Below are 15,703 nucleotides of genomic sequence, written 5' to 3' on the forward strand. Positions count from 1 at the left end.
GCATGACAGACTGGACTGAATCGTATCGTCCCCGCACGCTCTCGGAGGTTCGGGGCAACGACAAGGCCCGAGAGAAGCTCCGCGAGTGGGCGGAAAACTGGGACGACCACCGGGAGGCAGTCGTCCTGTACGGCAGCCCCGGCGTCGGCAAGACCTCGGCGGCACACGCGCTCGCGAGCGACATGGGGTGGAAGACCGTCGAACTGAACGCCTCCGATCAGCGCACCGCCGACGTCATCGAGCGGTTCGCGGGACGGGCGGCGAAAAACGCAACCCTCGCGGGCAGCGCGGCCGGCGGGGGCGCCCGCGGCGGCGACACCGCCTCCAGACAACTGGTGATCCTCGACGAGGCGGACAACATCCACGGAAACTACGACCGCGGGGGCGCCCGGGCGATCACTCGGCTGGTGAAGGAGGCCAGCCAGCCGATCGTGCTGATCGCGAACGACTACTACGAGATGTCCCGTGGGCTGCGCAACGCATGCCGGGAGATCGAGTTCAGGGACGTCTCCCCTCGATCGATCGTGCCCGTGTTGCGGAACATCTGCCGCCAGGAGAGCGTCGAGTTCGAGCCCGACGCGCTCCAGCGGATCGCCGAACGCAACGCCGGCGACCTCCGAGGGGCGGTAAACGACCTCCAGGCGATCGCCGAAGGCCGGGACCGGATCACACTCGATATGGTCGTCACGGGCGATCGGGACCGGACGATCGGAATCTTCCCGTTCCTCGATGCGGTGTTGAAAGAGGAGACGCCCGAGGAGGCGCTCCGGTCGGGGTACGACGTCGACGAGACGCCCGACGATCTCTCGAAGTGGGTCGAGGGGAACGTCCTGAAGGCGTACGACTTCGATGAGGCCGCCCGCGCCTACGAGTTCCTCTCGAACGCCGACGTCTGGCTCGGCCGGGTTCGCGCGAGCCAGGACTACTCCTACTGGCGGTACGTCACCGACAACGTCGCCGCCGGCGTCGCCGCCTCGCGCGACGGGACCAAAGGCGGCTGGACGCGGTGGGGACGCCCGCAGTTCTGGCGGTCCTCGGACGCGACCGCCGAGGAGGTCGTCCGGAAGCTCGCGGCTGCGAACGGCTCGAGCATGGCGACGGCCCGCCGCGAGATCCTGCCGTACCTCTCGGCGGTCACGCACCACTGCAAGCCGCGAGAGCTCACCGTCGCGATGGCGGCCGCCTACGAGTTCGAGGAGAAACACGTCTCCGTTGTCACCGGTTCCGGCGAGTCGACGAACAAGGTCCAGTCGATCGTCGAGGACGCCGAGAGCTTGCGAGAAGAGCGGATGGAGGACCACGCCGGGGGCGCGTTCGAAACCCGTCCGAACGCCGGCGACGCCGAGTCCGACGGCGAACGCGACGGTCGCGGATCCACGGAAGGGGCCGACGAAAGCGCCGGGTCCGGCGGCGAGAACGCGACGCTCGATGAGCTCTCTACTGCGAACGAGCCGGACGACGCAACCGAGGGAAACGAAAACGGGGACGGCGAAAACGCGGCCGTCGAAAATACGGACGACGAGGACGACGGGCAGCTGAGTTTCGGCGATTTTACCTGACGCGGGGATCAGACTATCTGTTCTCCGTCGTCGTCGAACACCGCGATCGCGTCGACGGGACACACGCGTGCGGCAAATTCCGCTTCGAACTCTTCGCCGTCCGGAACCTCCAGGACGAACACCCCCTCCTCGGTTTCCTCGGCACCGGGAAGGTCGGCTTTTCCGTCGTCGACGTTCTCTTCGAACCCGTCCCACTCGTCGACACACTGGAACATTCCGATGCAGGTGTTCCGATCGAACTCGATTCGCATTGTAACAGCCTGCACTCGTCGCCGTAACAAGTTAGCCGTTGCGTCGGCCGGAGTGTCCAATCATAATGACAGTTGTAGTGGTTTACTTTTACTGGACGATCGTCACCGCGTTTCGACGCGCGAGGTCGTCGCGCCGGTGTAGGACCACTTTTCGATCTCGAGGTTCGGAACCGCCCCCTGCAGCTGCAGCATCAACGCGCCGATCTGTTTCGGGGAGAGGTCGACGTCCTCGGAGATGAACTTGCCTTTGACGTACAGCATCCGGCCCGCCTCCGCGGTCCTCTCGTGAAGGTACCGCGCGAGTCGCCTGGCGTTCGGGGAGTTGAGGGGGATCCCCTCGCGGGCTGCGGTACTCAATCGGCACCACTCGATCCGATCTGCGGGGTGCCGTCGTGGGACCGTTCGTGGCCGACCAAGATACACGCGACGTGTAGTGCAAGCAGGAGCAAGAACAGGTCGACTCGTTGGCCAGCGACGGTTTCGTGCAGGACGGGGACGTACGCCAGGGGGAGCAGTATCGCTCCCCAGAAGGCGGCGAAACGAACCGCTCCGCGGAGGTGACGGAGGACGGCTCCCGCCATCGCTCCCGGAGTCTCGGGAGCGGGAAATCGGCCGGTGGAGGGTTGGGTGCTGCCGGACATCTGTGGTTACCTCGTCATCGAATATACTGTCCTGTATCCCTATATAAACACCAGAGCGTTGTCTCGGGTTCGCTCGATTCTTCGTCGTTCCGTCTCATTTCGTGACGGTTTTCCAAACTTGGATCGTTTCATCCTACAAAGAGTATCGTTCATTACTCTCTCATATGTCTCTTAACGTTTTATAATAGGTTTTAAGGAGATAACGACTAATGCGGTAGGTTACGTCCCAACCAGGATTCCTTCGCCATAGATCGGCGAGCACTGCATGCGTTCATCCCGAATCCCCTACCTCTGTGTTCGGTAGTTATTGCCAAACGCTCAGACATACTCATCGGTTAATCCGGTAGGATATAATCCGGGGACTTTTATTATATATCTATTTGAATAGCCTTCCATGCATCGGCGACGGGCGGTCACGTGTATCGGTTAATTACTGACAACAGGTTGTCTCCGATTGCCCGAAGAACCTGGAAACGCTATAGAACAACCAGGCGAATCTCCACGGAACGATTCGACCGAGCAACAACCAACCGATTCGGAAATCGAGAACGACGCTTCTACGGAACAGTCTACTGAATCCGACGTGTCTACCGACGTGGACTATCCAACGGAGCTTGAACCGGATGGTGTGCAACCACTTCTCGCTACCACCCACAAGAGTACCCTCAGTCGGGAAAGTTATACGAGCGAATGCGTGGCGGAAGAGCTCTCTGAAAGCACTGTTCTGGACGATTCCACCTATCACGTGTCTACTGGAGGACCTGTATTGATCGAACGTTCTGCTCCCGATCCCGGGGCGAAATACGTCACTACGAATTACCTTCTGTGGCGGCAGGAGAGAGGCGCGGAACCCGTGTACGGGCGAAACTCTCGAAATAAGTGACGTCTCTACGACACACTCGGATACCATGTGACAGTTGTTAGAAACGGGAGCCTTCGACGCACCTGAACACGTAGAGACTGACAACGGTGAGCACCGCTGGGTGATATCCGCAAGTGGGGTCGATGACGAACAGCCACTGCTCGAACAACTGGGTGCCGAATCTCTCACATTCTTTGAGGCAGAGGGTACCGCTGCTCCTGACGGCGTTGTCACGAATCTGGAGGCCACCTTTGAGATCGTTCGGAACGGCAGTCTCCTCGGCTATCGACACAGTTTACCCGTCGACGGGATCGGAACCACGGACGTCCAAGAGCCGGGGTGGGTAGTTACCGCTCGGAACCGAGCACTCAACTGGAGGCGTCAGTCGCAGATGAGAGACGGATTGTGAGGCTAGAAAACGAGGCTGGACAGACGATCTCTGCGGGAACGGACGTCGGAATCCACCTTCCGTTGAAGGGGTCGATGCAGCGATCGATACGAAGCCCCCTGACGTCAGGGGAAACGGTGTTTACCTGGATCGAAGACGGGCAGCTTCGCCTCTCCCGTGACGATCCCCCGGACGAAGTGACTCCTCGAGAATTGGATACTCCGTCGCTTTTGTGGGCAGATTTGGATGGAGACGCCTACATCCAGCGAGAGGTGTGAACTGCATAACATCCACCATCGACGGAGTGACGCCCTCATCGGACGACAGTTGTGCCAAAATTTTTTATCACTTTATGATATCTGTTAAATATATATGAAACGTCGTGGACTGCTTGGATCGCTCGTCCCGCTGTCCGTTGCCGGCTGCCTTCGTCTAACCGACGAGGAGGAACCCGAACAGACCACGCCAGGGTCTGGCCCGAACACGGAATCAGCGCAGGGGGAGGAAACGCCGGAGAGTCGGAACGATAGCGGCGACGAAGCCGACACCGAAGGCACGGACAGCGCCAACGAGGAAATCGAGTACCCGACCGGGCTGGACGAGGAGGGGGTATCCCCGATACTGGCGGACTCACACACATTCGCGTTGCGGCGCACGACGGCGACCATGGAATGGACACTCGGCGGAGTCACGGGGCCACATTATGCGGAGGAGCGATGGGCGGTCCGACTCGGGGACGGTGAGGCAGTCGCCGAGACGATGAACGACGGCCCGATGACGATCCACTTCGCGCCAAACAGCGGATACTGGCGCGAGGAGATCGGCGGGGGCGTGACGTACGGCAGGACACGACAGTCGGCGTGGTACGATATCTCCCGGATCGTCCGGAGTCACCGACTGTCACGGCTTATTCGCGCCGGGGACTGGAACCCACCGGGGTACGACGAGGGGACGGGGATGTTTTCGATCGAAGCCGAGGGAGTCGAAGATCCGTCGAAACTGGCAGAGGACCGCGGTGCCGACGCCATCGAATCGTTTTCGGCGACGGGCGAGGTCACTCCGGACGGCATCATCCGGGAACTCGAGGTAGAGTTTGAGTACCGGTGGGGCCAGGATCTCTATCTCGAGCAAATCGTCTTAACGGTCGACGACATCGAGGACGTGACAGTAACGACCCCGGACTGGGTCGATACGGCACGTGAACAGGCTCCTGAGATGACCGCGGAGTTCGTTCGTGATCGACAGTTCATCGAACTCACGATGCAGGACGGGAATCCAATTCTCGCGGGAACGTCTCTCGTCGTACATGATGAGGAAAATCAGGGGTTCGGTGATTTTTCTGAGGACGTTACTCCCGGGGACACACTCTACCTGTTCGTCGATGATAACGGTAGGGGTCGTATCTCGCGAGAGACGATTCCGGAAAACGCGTCCCCGGTTCCGTTCGAGGGAGAATTCGCCATCTGGGCACGCAGAAACGTGATGGAATACTTTTTCTTGAAAATAGGTTGAATACGTCGATCCAGGTCCAGCAGTCGTATTATCCCCAAGAAATATTGGGAGATACTAAATTTTTATTACATGTGTGTGCACTACGATGCAGAATGAGAAGGCGACGCATACTCGGGACGGTTCTCCCGTTCTCGCTCGTGGGTTGTCTTCGGCTCACCGAGACCGACGAGAGCACAACTGAACCGGCAGAAACGCCGACGCCCGAACCGACTGAATCTGTAGCTCCCGGGCAGACCGAGGAGAATCTGACTGAAAAAACACCCACGGAGGAGTCAGAAGGAGAGACGGAAGGGGAACTCGAGTATCCGACTGGGCTTTCCGAGGACGGAGTGTCGCCTATCCTCGCGGACAACCACGCCAGCAGCCTCAGGGACGAGTCGTTCGTACTCGAACTTCTCAACCACGCACACCACGCAGCTGAACTGAAACTCGTACGGGTCGATCCCGAGCGGGCACACGTGACTGTCACTGGTGAGGCGGAGATCTACTATCGAGACGGGAGAACCGAGGAACTGTGGCGACAGTATCACGGAGGGGAGCAATACTATGGAATGCCCAACAGGGATCCGTCATGGTCCGGAATTGGCATTGGTTCTCTCGTAGATCACAAGACGCTACGCGTACTTCTCGATACAGTCTCATACGACAACGTGAGTGTCGAAGAGCGGGATGGAGAACAAGTATTTCGTATTGCCGGTGACACGCTGGAGGATCCCGAACGTCTTGAAGACGGGTTGTACATCAACCGCCCCACCGACGCGTCGGCGGAAGGATACGTGACTCAGAAGGGAATAGTACGTTCGCTGGCCGTCGAAGTCATCTATACCGAGGACGAGAGCGAAACGCTGGGTGAAGTACGATACGAGATGGGGAACATCGGCAACGTCACCGTGTTGGAACCGGAGTGGGCAGAGACTGCTGAGGAACGGGCACCGGAACTGTCCGCAGCACTGTCCGAGGATCAGACGTACGTTCGGATCGTACACGAAGGGGGACAGAACCTGCCTCCCGAGACGCTGGTAGACAACACCGCCAACGAAGGAGACGTGGTTATCGGCCGTGAATTGACGGATGGCGATACCCATACTTCTGGTCGGCTGACGGCGAAGACCGGATATCTCTGGATTCACCTCCCACGGAAAGTCCCGAGCAGTACGAGGGAATCCTCGAAGTACGTCTGGAACACGAATCCTACCTGAACTGGAGAATTCGAAATCTCTAACGAGGGCCTATTATCCGTCGACACGTGCTTGACGTTTCTCTATGAGTCGACGAATAGTCTCGCGCACGTCGCCGTCTTCCGTGATGTGCTCGAACTCGAGGTGGCCCGGCGTTCCCCTGTTTCCGGCAGTGAGGAACGCGACGGTACCGATCCCGAACAGTCGCTGGAGTCGACCTTGGATCCGATCGTGACCGCGGATCATCGACAGGGGTAACTCTCGCGACCAAGTCTGATATAGCAGTTCGTAATCGCGTCGGACCGCCTTCGGGGTGACCGTATATGTAGTTCGCGTTAACACATATATTCGGAATACGATCCGGCCGAGTCCCAAAAGCCAGAGGAGCGTGACGACGTTGGCTGCGATCTCCGTCGTCTCCGGGTCCCCCAGTAACTCCGGGTTATCGTACATGTACAAGAGCACGGCCAGGCCGACTAGGAAGACCGTTCCGAAGTACACGAGGGATGGTTTGAGACTCGGCGTGAGTTCCAGGATTGCGTCCCGATTGTCCGTCGGTGCAGGATGTGCTTGAGCCGACTCCTCCGGCGTTTCCGAACCATGTCCCCCCGTGTCCGATGACTGTGCTTGCCGTTTCGTAACGTTAGCTGCTGTGGTTTCTTCGCTCATTGTTTATACTGGTAACGTTCCAAGTGACCAGGCGATCAGTCCCGCCACGTAGAGTAATGGAGAAAGGAGAACGGCGACGAGTGCGAGGAGCGCGCTGAACCGACTTCCACGGTGGTTGATCCGCGCCCCCAGGTAGAGTGAATAGACGAAATACAACACCAACACTACCAGTACGGTGAGGACGGCAACCTCGGTCCGGCTCAGCGCCGTGAGTTGGATCTCACCGCTGGAGACAAAGACACGCTGTTCGACTGGCACGCCGAACAGGTCGTAGGCGTAGTTGAGAAACCGGATCTGGATTTCCAACACGAGGTCGCGCGCCGTTGCCAACTGTTCCTGCTCGGTGAGGACGACTAACACGGTGAATATCCCAGCCAGATACGCGCTCACGCTGTATACGATCGTATGAAGCGTAAGCAGAATTCCTTGGGAATTCAGGGTGAGAATCAACATCCCATGATAGGTGACGAACGTGACCAACGTGAGAACTGTAATAAACGCTGAGTTCTGGATAAATCCTCCGACGAGGTACGTAGCCATCTCCACGTCCATGAACGGGCTGAACAGGAGAATTGCCGCGTCGGGGGTCGTGTCCTGTTCCACGACGCCGTATCCTGCAAGCGTCAGTGGACCCGCGTATAGGAACAGATTAACGACGAACACCACCAGCAACGCTACGGTATGTTTAACCTTCTGATGAGTTGTTCCGCCACCGAGAACGCCGCGTACAGCCACGAACTCTTCGGGGCGAAAGACGGCGTCAAACAGATCAACGACGAGGCTCTTCAGATAGTTCCGCCCCATAGATACCTATGTTAATAAGCATATACTTATAGGTTTATGAATATGGGGTTCGGATACTTATCGGCGTCTTTCGTAATGGCAAATAGAGCAGTACCATTCGTCTTTAGTTAATACTCTCAGTAATACTCAGTAACTCCATTTTCTGTCCAGATTCGACACTCTCACGCCGGCTATGGGGAGAAAATCGCGTTTGCGAGGGATGCTTATTGTTCGATATCAGCAGCACAAGAGTCTGAACCGTGAATTCTCTCGTTCCTAATACTGTTGAGCATAATTGGAAATTGAATATTACTACTAGGCTTAACTAAAGACGAATGTAGAGCAGTACATACACCAAATAGTCATTCCGCACTGGATGAAGGTTCTGTCGAACAACCCGATTCCCGAAGAAACGCTCGCTTGTGGAGATAGGACCCGATCACGCCGCCGATCGTCGAAAACGGGATCACGTAAAGAACGACGATACCGAAAAGTCCTGCCGAAAACGAAACAGTATCGATCGGGACGGTCGGGCGTCCGAACGGAGCGATACTAAAAAGCGGGACGAGAAAGACCAGCGCGAAGTACAGTGGAACGATCGCGATTAATCCGGTTAACAGACCGGCACGGGCGCCCGCCTGGAGTGAACGTCTCTCGAGGAATCCCGCGACTATACCTCCGAGAACCGGCGCCAGTGGGACGTAAAAAAGGATAATCAGCGCGATCGATCCAATCGCCGAGTTGAGAAAGAAGCCGTTTCTGTTATCCATACGAAAATTTCTACTTCGTAGTATCATAGAACTTGTGACTGTTACACTCTACCGGCGTCTATCCAGTGGGAAACGAGTGTTGACTACCGTCCACGATGTCATTTGGAATGAGTTACGACTTACTCGAAGGCGGGGATCCCTGTGAGATCGTGTCCGAGGATGAGCGTGTGGATGTCGTGGGTTCCCTCGTAGGTGTACACCGTCTCCATGTTCTGCATATGTCGCATCGGCGGATAGTCGGTGGTGATCCCGTTACCACCCAGCACTTCCCGTGCGATTCGGGCCTGGTCACGGGCCATCCGGACGTTGTTCCGCTTCGCCATCGACACCTGCTGTGGGCGGAGGTCGCCCCGCTCTTTCAGTTCGGCGAGCCGATAGGCGAGCAACTGGCTCGTGGTGATCTCGGTCGCCATCTCCGCGAGTTTCTCCTGCTGGAGCTGGAATCGGGCGATCGGGCCGCCGAACTGTTCGCGGTCAATCGCGTACTCTCGGGCGGTTTCAAAACAGTCCCGCGCTGCGCCCACCGCCCCCCACGCGATCCCGTACCGCGCCTGGGTGAGACACGAGAGAGGTGCCTTCATGCCGTCGGCTTCCGGGAGCCGGTTCTCCGCGGGGATCTCGACGCCCTGGAGGCCGATTTCGCCGGTGATCGAGGCCCGCAGCGAGAGCTTCTCGTGGATCTCGTTGGTCGTCACCCCGTCGCGATCGGTCTCGACGAGGAATCCCCGAACCGGCGACCCCTCGGCGGTGGTCTCCCGGGCCCACACGACCGCAACGTCCGAAATCGGCGAGTTGGTGATCCACGTTTTGCTCCCGTCGAGCACGTAGCTGTCCCCCTCCTTTCTGGCGCGCGTCTCCATTCCCGACGGGTTCGAGCCGTGCTCCGGTTCAGTCAACCCGAAACAGCCGACCGCTTCCCCCGTTCCCAGCTTCGGCAGCCATTTCTCTTTCTGTGCCTCGCTGCCGAACGCGTAGATGGGATACATCACCAGGGCGCCCTGCACGCTCGCCATCGATCGCAACCCCGAGTCGCCGGCCTCCAGCTCCTGCATCAACAGCCCGTAGGCGGTCTCGCTGACGTTCGCCAGCCCGTATCCGTCGAGGTTCGGTGCGTAAAACCCCAACTCCCCCATCTCGAGGATCAGCTCCGTCGGGAACGTCCCCGCCTCGTAGTGCTCGCCGATCTCCGGCCGGACCTGTTCGTCGACGAACCGTCGCGCGGTGTCGCGGATCATCCGCTCTTCTTCCCCGAGGTCCGCCTCCAGGTCCACGTAATCGAGCATGACTGTGACTCCGTCCCACCCGGTAAAAAGCAGTTCGCAACGCCTTCGGCGAGCGGGATACGGTGGGGATCGGAGCTAGACGCCGTGGGTCGCTTCCTCGGGATCCTCGACTACTTCGAGTCCCCGGTTGTTGACCGCGTACGGGTCGATGTGGTTCTCTTCCAGGAACTGTTTGTAGATGCGTTCGCACGTCTCGCCGTCCTTCTGTTTGTCGCTGGCACGGTCGCACAGCTCGAGGAGGTCCTCCGGGACGTCGTTCGTGTAGACGATCCAGTGATTCACCAGGTCCGAGAGGCGACGGATCGGCGAGGTGAAGTGACCGTAGATGTCGAAGTTGAGCGCGTGGTGGCCGCCGAACGGGTCGTTCATGTACTTCGCGCGGGGCATCACCTTCAGGACTGCCCGCTGGATCTTGTTGAGCTGGCGGTCGGGCGCTTCCTCGAGCGCGGCGTTGACGGCCTTTCGGGGGTCGTCCCAGGAGCCCCCCGGGATCGAGACGCCCTCGAGTTCCTGGATCTCCTTGAGTGCGTCGTTCCACTGCTCGGGGGTCGGCTGCGGGTGAACTCGGTACATCGCCTCCACGCCGCGGTTCCACATCAGCTCGTGCGTGACGGCCTTGTTCGCCTTCAGCATGCACTCCTCGATGATCGTGTGTGCCCGGTCCCGCCGGGGGTTCAACACCAGCGAGCCGTCCTCCTTGCGCTGCTCGTGCATCCGCTCGGCGAGTTCGTACGCCAGGGCGTTCTCCTCGTGGAGCGGTGCGTCGGGATCGTCGAGGCGGTTCTCACACTGGGTGTACGTCAGCCGTTCGTCGCTTCGGATCACCGACTTGTAGATGTCGATCGACTCGAAGGAGAGCGTCTCCCGATCCAGCACCATCTCGACGGTGTGGGCGAGGCGGTCCTCCTCGGGAACGAGCGAACAGACGGTCTCGGCGAGCACCGAGGGGAGCATGTGGATCGTGTACGCCGGCAGATAGACGGTGTTGCTCCGCTGGACGGCCTCCTCCCACATCGTCGTCTCCGGAGTGACGTAGTGGGTGACGTCCGCGATGTGTACCCAGAGGTGGTACGTCTCCTCGTCTTTCTCGATGCTGATCGCGTCGTCGAAGTCCTGTGCGTCGATCGGGTCGGTCGTCCACGTCGTGAGGTCCCGGAGATCCTGCCGATCGTCCAGTTCCGCTTCGATTTCGTCTTCGATGCCCTCGCTTCGCGCTTCGGCCTCCCGTTTTACCTCGACCGGGAACCCGTCCCGGATCTCGAACTCCTCGAAGAGTTCCTCGCGTTTGTCCTCGAGCCGCGCTGCCATCTCCTCGGTGATCTTCACTGGACCCTGGCCTTCGGCGGTTCCGGCGGCGGCCTGTTCGTCCGACATACTGGGTACAACGGTGACCGGGGTAAAAAGACGTGTCGTCGGGAACGGCAGACTGTCTACTGGACGGGATCCCGGGTCAGGAGCGCTCTTCGGCGTCCGCGGATCCGTACTCCTCTTCGACGGCGTCGAAGTAGCGACGCAGGAACGCCTCCTGTGAGAGCCCGTCGGATTCGACCGACAAAAGCAGGGACTCGAGTTCGGTGCGGGGCTGGTGACACAGCCCGTCGTGACACTCCTTACAGAGGTGCTCGAACTCCTTTCCGTGGCGGTCCCACCGGTCCCCCTCCTTGTCGTACTCGCGGGCGTCCGTCCGGAGCAGCGACGTCCCGCACGCGATGCATACGACGGTTTTGCGGTCCCGGTTCGTCCGCGAACGCCACATACGAACACGCACGCTCCCCCGATACTTAGCGCTTGTCGTGGGTTGCGTTTCCCGCCGGCGAGAGAGGCGCGCCCGCAGAATCCGAGCGAGAACAGTCGATTTATCGGCCGGGGAGCCGACCAGTTACCTATGAACGTCAAATCGCGACACCACCTCCGGAGCGACGAGGTCGACGCCGTCCAGTCGAGCGTCCGGGAGGCGCTCGGCGTCGAGATCGACGGCGAGAGTTTCGAACGCGTCTCCTTTACGGACGACCCGCGGGAGGTCGTCCTCGTCGACGGTGATCCGGCAGTCGTCTACGTCGACGACGAGCCGTTCCTGACGGTTCGGGGTGCGAACGCGTTCCCGCCGGAACGTCGGATCGTCACCGTCGACGCCGGTGCGGTGTCGTTCGTCTCGAACGGGGCCGACGTGATGCGCCCCGGGATCGTCGAGGCCGACGAGGCGATCGAGGAGGGGGATCTCGTCGTCGTCGCCGAGGAGACCCACGGGAAGGTGCTCGCCGTCGGTCGCGCGCTCGTCGACGGCGCCGAGATGATCGGCGACTCCGGAAAGGTCGTGGAGTCGATCCACCACGTCGGCGACGAGCTGTTCGAACTCTCCGTGTAGCTCACTCCGATTCGGCGTCGTCTTCGTACTTCGCCGCCGCGTCGGCCCACCCGCTGAGCGTCAGCTCGTAGGTCTCCCGGAGGTCGGCGACCGGCGTCTCGCTCGCGTCCACCCGGAGGTCGATCGAGTCGGGCGAGGTCGGCTCGTCCTCGACGTCTTCGGTGGTCTCGACCAACAGCGCCGCCGACTGGATCGGGAGATCCGTCCGCTTGTCGCCGCCCTCCTCGTGGCCCGCCTCGAGCGCCTCGATCAGCCGAGCCGCGAGGGGGTCGTCCCCGAACGCGTTCGACTCGTAGGCTGCCGCAGTGGCGTCGATCACCTCCGGGCCGGTCAGGAGGTTCCCCGCGACGGTGTAGTTCTCGCCGGCCGCGTGGCCGTACCAGTCCCGGCACTCGTCGCCGGAGAAGACGAACGTCCCGTCGGTGTCGACGCCGTGAAGCTGTCGCTGGGGCCGCCCCTCGTCGGCGTTCAAAAGGGCTTCCAGGGCGTCCTCGACTGCGAGGCCGTCCGCGAGGTAGTCGATCCCTTTTCGGCCGAGTTCGACGTTGACCAGGCTCTGGGTCGCGACGGCGCCGTGTTCGGACGCGAACGGACACAGCGTTCCGACGCAGGGAAGTCGGGTGGTAACGGCGACGCCGAACCGGTGGTGTCTGGTTCCGTCCTCGTCAGTGTACGGTTCCCGAACGCAGATGCTGAACGTCACGTCGGAGGCTGCACGCCGGGGAGACAAAAACCTCGCCGTTCCCGAGGGGCGAACCGTCAGCCGTTTGTAGGCAGGCGGAGAAGGTCCGGCGATGAACGACGTGATCGATCAGGAGCTGTACGAGCGGACGAAGGCGCTCCTCGAGCCGGGGGAGATCGAACTCGTCGGCTGCATCGTCCACACGGATCTCGACGGGCAGGCGGACCTCGAGATGCAGGAGCTCACTGTCGATGTCCACGACGTGCTCTCCGAGCACGCCGACAAGGGCGAAGCGTACATCTACGCCGGCAACGACGACCCTGATTTCTCCTCGAACCAGTTCCAGGGGGTGACCCTCGAGGACGAGGAGTTCGTCTGGGAGTGTCAACAGCTCCTCCGGGAGGGATCGTTCGACCTCGTCTTTTATTACGAGGCCGGGGTGGACCAGGAGGCGATCGCCGACGATCTCGCGGCACTGGAACACGTGGATCGCGTGACGCCGGTGCCGTGATCGGTGCCCTGGCGGATGGGCGCGATGCGGTAGACCGCTAGCCTTAAGAGTTCGAATCGGGTAGGTTCAGGTGCGCCAAGGTGGCAGAGTTCGGTCAGACGCAGCGGCCTGCAGAGCCGCCCAACGCCGGTTCAAATCCGGCCCTTGGCTCTTCTGATCGAGCGACGCGAGATCGAAGAGCCGTTCGGCCGCGATTTGAACCCTGTCGTGGAGCGAGCGTACGCGAGCGAGACGACTCCGGTTCAAATCCGGCCCTTGGCTCTTACACGATACCCTAAAGCCCAAGACGACATTCTCTTGGCATATTTTTGCTTTTGAAAGCGGTATCTCGGGAATACGACAGAAGTTTCGGACGCACATCCGTCGAAGGTCCACAAGCGACGTTCACGGGTGTCTCGCAGTACCGCCGTAGGGACAGAATCTGCGCGTTGCGTCGTCCTATCGAGTATTTGGACCGATATCAAAAATAATCCTTCTCAGTAAACGGTCCGTTTTCACCTCGGCTGGGAAACGTCATCGTCGATCTTCGAGGGTGCCGAGCGCACGTCGGAACTGCTCCTCGTTGATTCGCGGTTCGGACATCGCCTGTGCTTCGAGTGCGCCGGCGAATCGTTCAAATTCGTTGTCGCTTGGGTCGGCCGCGAGCACACAGTCGACGTACCCTTCGAGCGCAGACCGCAAGGCCTTGGCGTAGTGATCGTATGCGGCGTCGATGCGGGTATGGTTGTCGTCGATTCCCTCGAACAGCGCACGGTAGACGGTCGCGGCCGCCCGGTAGCACTCGCGCTCGCGGTACTGCTCGGCCACTTCGAAGAAGTGAGAAAAGTCGATAGCTTCCGTGACGACTGGATAGTGCTGTGTGTGCTGGTTGAACAGCTCCTCGATCTCGTCACGGTACGCTTCGACCGACTTGCCGCCGTCGCCAAACCGTGCGAGGAACTGCTCGCGCAGGTCCGGATTTTCGGCGAGTGCATCGCGCACGAACGCACGTAGGTCGTCAGACGAGACATCTTCGATAACCCTTTCGACGTGTTCGCTCTCGTCTTGGGGCGGATCGGCGACGACGTCCAGCAGCACCGCGACGACGTGCTTGCACTCGCCTGCTCCTTCGTAAGGACACGTACACCGAGCATCGATGGTGGATTCGCCTAGATCGACGGTCACGTCGTACAGACTCGTCCCTCGAACCGCGGCTGTAACCACGTCGCCAAACCGTTCAATTCGCTGGATGTGTCCTTCGTCACGGTAGTCCCGCCCGCGCTCGAACACCGCGTCAGCACAGGTCTCCCGAATTTTTGCGTTGTTGAGGTCCATAACTGGGGAGGACTCGTTGGTCCTGTTCTCGTCCGTTCGCGGCTCTATTCATCTAATAGTTCCGTGACGCTCTCGACGGGGGCGTAGTAGCCGCGTTCGTCCCGCCAGACCTCTAGCCATTCGTCCGCAGTTTCGCTGTCGATATGCTCGCGTTTGATGCCGAGGACGAGGAGGCCTATCGATCCAGTGACCGGCACATCCAGTTCCGTCGCAAGACGGCGTGCTGCGAGGTCATCAGTGGCAATCGTCCCGTCGCGTTCAACGGCTCCCCGCAATGCTTCCCTTTCTCCCGGATCAAGTCGCTCATGGAGGCTCACTCTTCCTATTTCGGGTGGAACGTCACTGACTGCCAGTCCGCTGTCGAACGCCTCGACGGCGCTGGTCAGATACTCGTGACCGTGTTCGACTCCCCGTTCAATTTCGTCACGGACTGCGGGTACTACGATTGGAGCTTCGAGTAGGTGAACGAGAAATTCGACCGAGCTCGTACTGGCGAAATTACTGATGGCCGTTGCGTCGAGGAAAACCGGTTGCGGGTATCCGTCCGGCATCTATTCGTCGAGATCGAGTGCAACGTCGATCTCCCGCTGTAACTGGTCGTCAGTTCGTGGCCCGTAGAGCGACGTGAAGCCAGCGTCTTCCAGCACTTCTTCGAACTCCCACCGGGACAGTCCGGCCGCTTCGGCAGCACGTCCGAGCGAGAGATCGCCGAGGACGTACCGACCCACCGCGGTCGCAAGTTCGTCGGAGGACTCACTACTGGAAGAGGCCATCGTACATAGTTATCGGATCCACGGACCTAATAATCTATCGTGGGAGGGGGGCACTCATCGACTCACCGGGTTGCCATCCACATAGCAATCTAAGACAACAACATTTCTTCATCCGCTATCTGGGGTGATTTGGCGATAATTCACTTGATGTGATGGCTTATA

At 60.0% G+C, this 15,703-nt stretch carries 20 protein-coding genes and 1 tRNA gene; 7 read left to right on the top strand and 14 right to left on the bottom strand.

What is annotated here, in order from left to right:
* The first annotated feature begins 2 nt into the window (after positions 1–2).
* The gene (locus tag RH858_RS08320) at positions 3–1,559 is read left to right on the top strand and encodes a replication factor C large subunit (protein WP_310561560.1); all 1,557 of its coding nucleotides are present in this window, start codon (positions 3–5) and stop codon (positions 1,557–1,559) included.
* 8 nt (positions 1,560–1,567) lie between these two features.
* Here the strand turns inward: RH858_RS08320 and RH858_RS08325 are convergent, their stop codons facing one another.
* The 4 genes from RH858_RS08325 to RH858_RS08340 all read right to left on the bottom strand — a co-directional run bounded on the left by RH858_RS08325 (position 1,568) and on the right by RH858_RS08340 (position 3,605).
* Entirely contained in the window at positions 1,568–1,810 is a 243-nt protein-coding gene (locus tag RH858_RS08325) for a ferredoxin (protein ID WP_310561561.1), read from the bottom strand.
* A gap of 102 nt (positions 1,811–1,912) precedes the next feature.
* The gene (locus tag RH858_RS08330) at positions 1,913–2,167 is read right to left on the bottom strand and encodes a hypothetical protein (protein ID WP_310561562.1); all 255 of its coding nucleotides are present in this window, start codon (positions 2,165–2,167) and stop codon (positions 1,913–1,915) included.
* Entirely contained in the window at positions 2,164–2,391 is a 228-nt protein-coding gene (locus tag RH858_RS08335) for a hypothetical protein (protein ID WP_310561563.1), read from the bottom strand. Before RH858_RS08335 ends, RH858_RS08330 begins: the two co-directional genes overlap by 4 nt.
* A gap of 980 nt (positions 2,392–3,371) precedes the next feature.
* Complete coding sequence (locus RH858_RS08340) at positions 3,372–3,605, bottom strand: hypothetical protein (RefSeq protein WP_310561564.1); 234 nt, start codon at positions 3,603–3,605, stop codon at positions 3,372–3,374.
* 113 nt (positions 3,606–3,718) lie between these two features.
* Between RH858_RS08340 and RH858_RS08345 the strand changes: the two genes are divergently transcribed.
* From RH858_RS08345 to RH858_RS08355, 3 genes are all read left to right on the top strand, one after another.
* On the top strand, positions 3,719–3,979 hold the full coding sequence (locus tag RH858_RS08345; RefSeq protein ID WP_310561565.1) for a hypothetical protein: 261 nt from the start codon (positions 3,719–3,721) through the stop codon (positions 3,977–3,979).
* A 94-nt stretch (positions 3,980–4,073) separates the two neighbouring features.
* Complete coding sequence (locus RH858_RS08350; protein WP_310561566.1) at positions 4,074–5,213, top strand: hypothetical protein; 1,140 nt, start codon at positions 4,074–4,076, stop codon at positions 5,211–5,213.
* Positions 5,214–5,305: 92 nt separating this feature from the next.
* A complete protein-coding gene (locus RH858_RS08355) occupies positions 5,306–6,412 on the top strand; it encodes a hypothetical protein (RefSeq protein ID WP_310561567.1) in 1,107 nt (368 codons plus the stop codon).
* 33 nt (positions 6,413–6,445) lie between these two features.
* On the opposite strand, the gene RH858_RS08360 is transcribed toward RH858_RS08355, so the two are convergent.
* The 6 genes from RH858_RS08360 to RH858_RS08385 all read right to left on the bottom strand — a co-directional run bounded on the left by RH858_RS08360 (position 6,446) and on the right by RH858_RS08385 (position 11,652).
* Complete coding sequence (locus RH858_RS08360; RefSeq protein ID WP_310561568.1) at positions 6,446–6,844, bottom strand: PH domain-containing protein; 399 nt, start codon at positions 6,842–6,844, stop codon at positions 6,446–6,448.
* A 219-nt stretch (positions 6,845–7,063) separates the two neighbouring features.
* Complete coding sequence (locus RH858_RS08365) at positions 7,064–7,864, bottom strand: hypothetical protein (RefSeq protein WP_310561569.1); 801 nt, start codon at positions 7,862–7,864, stop codon at positions 7,064–7,066.
* Positions 7,865–8,205: 341 nt separating this feature from the next.
* The gene (locus RH858_RS08370; protein ID WP_310561570.1) at positions 8,206–8,613 is read right to left on the bottom strand and encodes a DUF5518 domain-containing protein; all 408 of its coding nucleotides are present in this window, start codon (positions 8,611–8,613) and stop codon (positions 8,206–8,208) included.
* A gap of 119 nt (positions 8,614–8,732) precedes the next feature.
* Positions 8,733–9,896, bottom strand: coding sequence for an acyl-CoA dehydrogenase family protein (locus tag RH858_RS08375; protein ID WP_310561571.1), 1,164 nt, complete (start codon positions 9,894–9,896; stop codon positions 8,733–8,735).
* A gap of 75 nt (positions 9,897–9,971) precedes the next feature.
* On the bottom strand, positions 9,972–11,270 hold the full coding sequence (locus RH858_RS08380; protein WP_310561572.1) for a ribonuclease R: 1,299 nt from the start codon (positions 11,268–11,270) through the stop codon (positions 9,972–9,974).
* Between the two features lie 76 nt (positions 11,271–11,346).
* Entirely contained in the window at positions 11,347–11,652 is a 306-nt protein-coding gene (locus tag RH858_RS08385) for a hypothetical protein (RefSeq protein WP_310561573.1), read from the bottom strand.
* Between the two features lie 129 nt (positions 11,653–11,781).
* Between RH858_RS08385 and RH858_RS08390 the strand changes: the two genes are divergently transcribed.
* The gene (locus RH858_RS08390) at positions 11,782–12,261 is read left to right on the top strand and encodes an RNA-binding protein (protein WP_310561574.1); all 480 of its coding nucleotides are present in this window, start codon (positions 11,782–11,784) and stop codon (positions 12,259–12,261) included.
* Between the two features lies 1 nt (position 12,262).
* On the opposite strand, the gene RH858_RS08395 is transcribed toward RH858_RS08390, so the two are convergent.
* A complete protein-coding gene (locus RH858_RS08395; protein WP_310561575.1) occupies positions 12,263–12,964 on the bottom strand; it encodes a DUF1028 domain-containing protein in 702 nt (233 codons plus the stop codon).
* Positions 12,965–13,055: 91 nt separating this feature from the next.
* On the opposite strand from RH858_RS08395, the gene RH858_RS08400 reads away from it, so the two are divergent.
* Entirely contained in the window at positions 13,056–13,454 is a 399-nt protein-coding gene (locus RH858_RS08400; protein WP_310561576.1) for a DUF5778 family protein, read from the top strand.
* A 74-nt stretch (positions 13,455–13,528) separates the two neighbouring features.
* Positions 13,529–13,604 (top strand) — tRNA-Cys (locus tag RH858_RS08405).
* A 363-nt stretch (positions 13,605–13,967) separates the two neighbouring features.
* Here the strand turns inward: RH858_RS08405 and RH858_RS08410 are convergent.
* The 3 genes from RH858_RS08410 to RH858_RS08420 are packed head-to-tail and all read right to left on the bottom strand — an operon-like array spanning position 13,968 to position 15,541.
* Positions 13,968–14,768 carry an SWIM zinc finger family protein gene (locus RH858_RS08410; RefSeq protein ID WP_310561577.1) on the bottom strand — a complete coding sequence of 267 codons (801 nt, stop codon included), beginning with the start codon at positions 14,766–14,768 and terminating at the stop codon, positions 13,968–13,970.
* Between the two features lie 44 nt (positions 14,769–14,812).
* The gene (locus tag RH858_RS08415; RefSeq protein ID WP_310561578.1) at positions 14,813–15,319 is read right to left on the bottom strand and encodes a hypothetical protein; all 507 of its coding nucleotides are present in this window, start codon (positions 15,317–15,319) and stop codon (positions 14,813–14,815) included.
* Positions 15,320–15,541 carry a UPF0175 family protein gene (locus RH858_RS08420; RefSeq protein WP_089769501.1) on the bottom strand — a complete coding sequence of 74 codons (222 nt, stop codon included), beginning with the start codon at positions 15,539–15,541 and terminating at the stop codon, positions 15,320–15,322. It abuts the gene before it with no gap.
* Between the last annotated feature and the right edge of the window lie 162 nt (positions 15,542–15,703).

This window comes from Halalkaliarchaeum sp. AArc-GB (assembly GCF_031432225.1).
In the GTDB taxonomy this organism is placed as follows: domain Archaea; phylum Halobacteriota; class Halobacteria; order Halobacteriales; family Haloferacaceae; genus Halalkaliarchaeum.

What these genes read in the sequence shown, in the direction of transcription:
- RH858_RS08320 (WP_310561560.1), top strand. Translation starts at nt 3, where the DNA reads ATGACAGACTGGACTGAATCGTATCGTCCCCGCACGCTCTCGGAGGTT.
- RH858_RS08325 (WP_310561561.1), bottom strand. Translation starts at nt 1,810, where the DNA reads ATGCGAATCGAGTTCGATCGGAACACCTGCATCGGAATGTTCCAGTGT.
- RH858_RS08335 (WP_310561563.1), bottom strand. Translation starts at nt 2,391, where the DNA reads ATGGCGGGAGCCGTCCTCCGTCACCTCCGCGGAGCGGTTCGTTTCGCC.
- RH858_RS08350 (WP_310561566.1), top strand. Translation starts at nt 4,074, where the DNA reads ATGAAACGTCGTGGACTGCTTGGATCGCTCGTCCCGCTGTCCGTTGCC.
- RH858_RS08355 (WP_310561567.1), top strand. Translation starts at nt 5,306, where the DNA reads ATGAGAAGGCGACGCATACTCGGGACGGTTCTCCCGTTCTCGCTCGTG.
- RH858_RS08360 (WP_310561568.1), bottom strand. Translation starts at nt 6,844, where the DNA reads ATGTACGATAACCCGGAGTTACTGGGGGACCCGGAGACGACGGAGATC.
- RH858_RS08365 (WP_310561569.1), bottom strand. Translation starts at nt 7,864, where the DNA reads ATGGGGCGGAACTATCTGAAGAGCCTCGTCGTTGATCTGTTTGACGCC.
- RH858_RS08370 (WP_310561570.1), bottom strand. Translation starts at nt 8,613, where the DNA reads ATGGATAACAGAAACGGCTTCTTTCTCAACTCGGCGATTGGATCGATC.
- RH858_RS08375 (WP_310561571.1), bottom strand. Translation starts at nt 9,896, where the DNA reads ATGCTCGATTACGTGGACCTGGAGGCGGACCTCGGGGAAGAAGAGCGG.
- RH858_RS08380 (WP_310561572.1), bottom strand. Translation starts at nt 11,270, where the DNA reads ATGTCGGACGAACAGGCCGCCGCCGGAACCGCCGAAGGCCAGGGTCCA.
- RH858_RS08385 (WP_310561573.1), bottom strand. Translation starts at nt 11,652, where the DNA reads ATGTGGCGTTCGCGGACGAACCGGGACCGCAAAACCGTCGTATGCATC.
- RH858_RS08390 (WP_310561574.1), top strand. Translation starts at nt 11,782, where the DNA reads ATGAACGTCAAATCGCGACACCACCTCCGGAGCGACGAGGTCGACGCC.
- RH858_RS08400 (WP_310561576.1), top strand. Translation starts at nt 13,056, where the DNA reads ATGAACGACGTGATCGATCAGGAGCTGTACGAGCGGACGAAGGCGCTC.
- RH858_RS08410 (WP_310561577.1), bottom strand. Translation starts at nt 14,768, where the DNA reads ATGGACCTCAACAACGCAAAAATTCGGGAGACCTGTGCTGACGCGGTG.
- RH858_RS08415 (WP_310561578.1), bottom strand. Translation starts at nt 15,319, where the DNA reads ATGCCGGACGGATACCCGCAACCGGTTTTCCTCGACGCAACGGCCATC.
- RH858_RS08420 (WP_089769501.1), bottom strand. Translation starts at nt 15,541, where the DNA reads ATGGCCTCTTCCAGTAGTGAGTCCTCCGACGAACTTGCGACCGCGGTG.